The 1,401-nt window shown below is 64.7% G+C and carries 2 protein-coding genes; both read left to right on the top strand.

The window, feature by feature from the left end; translation table 11 throughout:
- Window positions 1–528 (top strand): electron transfer flavoprotein subunit beta/FixA family protein (locus GGD53_RS31395; protein WP_184460585.1); only part of this gene is annotated, 528 nt, incomplete at its 5' end.
- 25 nt (window positions 529–553) lie between these two features.
- A partial coding sequence (locus GGD53_RS31390; protein ID WP_184460584.1) for an electron transfer flavoprotein subunit alpha/FixB family protein occupies window positions 554–1,401 on the top strand: 848 nt, incomplete at its 3' end.

Genomic DNA, 1,401 nt, shown 5'->3' with positions numbered 1-1,401 from the left:
GCGCTCGCCATGGGCGCCGACCGGGCGATCCTGGTCGAGACCGACGAGCAAGTCGAGCCGCTCGCTGTGGCCAAGATCCTGAAAGCGGTGGCCGATGCCGAACAGCCGGGATTGATCATCGTCGGCAAGCAGGCGATCGACGACGACAGCAACCAGACCGGTCAGATGCTGGCGGCGCTGCTGGGCTCGGCCCAGGCGACCTTCGCCTCGAAGATCGAGATCGGTGACGGCAAGGCTCAGGTCACCCGCGAAGTCGACGGCGGCCTGCAGACGATCGAGATCAAGCTGCCGGCGGTCATCACCACCGACTTGCGTCTGAACGAACCGCGTTACGCCTCGCTGCCGAACATCATGAAGGCAAAGAAGAAGCCGCTCGACAAGAAGGCGCCTGCCGATTTCGGCGTCGACACGACGCCGCGGCTGAAGGTGCTGAAGACCGAGGAGCCAAGTGGCCGCAAGGCCGGCGTCAAGGTCAAGTCGGTCGCCGAACTCGTCGACAAGCTGAAGAACGAAGCCGGCGTGCTGTAATCGGGCTGGAACAGGAGCAACTATCATGACCATTCTTCTTGTGGCCGACCATGACGGCCATCACCTCTCCGACCAGACCGCCAAGGCGCTGACGGCGGCAAGCCAGATTGGCGGCGATATTCATATCCTCGTCGCCGGCAAAGACGCCAAGCCCGCGGCCGATGCGGCGGCAAAACTTTCCGGCGTCTCCAAGGTGCTGCTCGCCGAAAGCGACGCGCTTGCCAACAATCTCGCCGAACCGCTAGCCGATCTGATCGTCTCGCTCGCCGGTTCCTACGACACGATCGTCTCGGCCGCCACCTCGGTCGGCAAGACGGTGCTGCCGCGGGTGGCGGCACTGCTCGACGTCGCCCAGGTCTCGGAGATCATCGAGGTCGTCTCCGCCGATACCTTCAAGCGGCCGATCTATGCCGGCAATGCCATCCAGACGGTGCAGGCCAGCGATACCAAAAAGGTGATCACCGTGCGCACAGCCTCCTTCGCTTCCGCGGCTGAAGGCGGTTCGGCAACGGTCGAGGCGATCCCGGCGGTCTCCGATCCGGGCCTGTCGCGGTTCGTCTCCGATGCGCTGTCGGCCTCGGAACGTCCGGAACTGACCTCGGCCAAGGTGATCATCTCGGGCGGCCGGGCGCTCGGCTCGGCCGAGAAGTTCAAGGAGATCATCCTGCCGGTTGCCGACAAGCTCGGCGCCGCCGTCGGCGCAAGCCGTGCCGCCGTCGATGCCGGTTATGCCCCGAACGACTGGCAGGTCGGTCAGACCGGCAAGGTGGTGGCGCCCGATCTCTATATCGCCTGCGGCATCTCCGGCGCCATCCAGCATCTGGCCGGCATGAAGGATAGTAAGGTGATCGTCGCCATCAACAAGGACGAGGA

This window comes from Rhizobium aethiopicum, from assembly GCF_014197535.1.
GTDB lineage: Bacteria > Pseudomonadota > Alphaproteobacteria > Rhizobiales > Rhizobiaceae > Rhizobium > Rhizobium aethiopicum_A.
The sequence above is the reverse complement of the archived record's forward strand: the minus strand, read 5'-3'. Positions and strand labels throughout refer to the sequence as shown.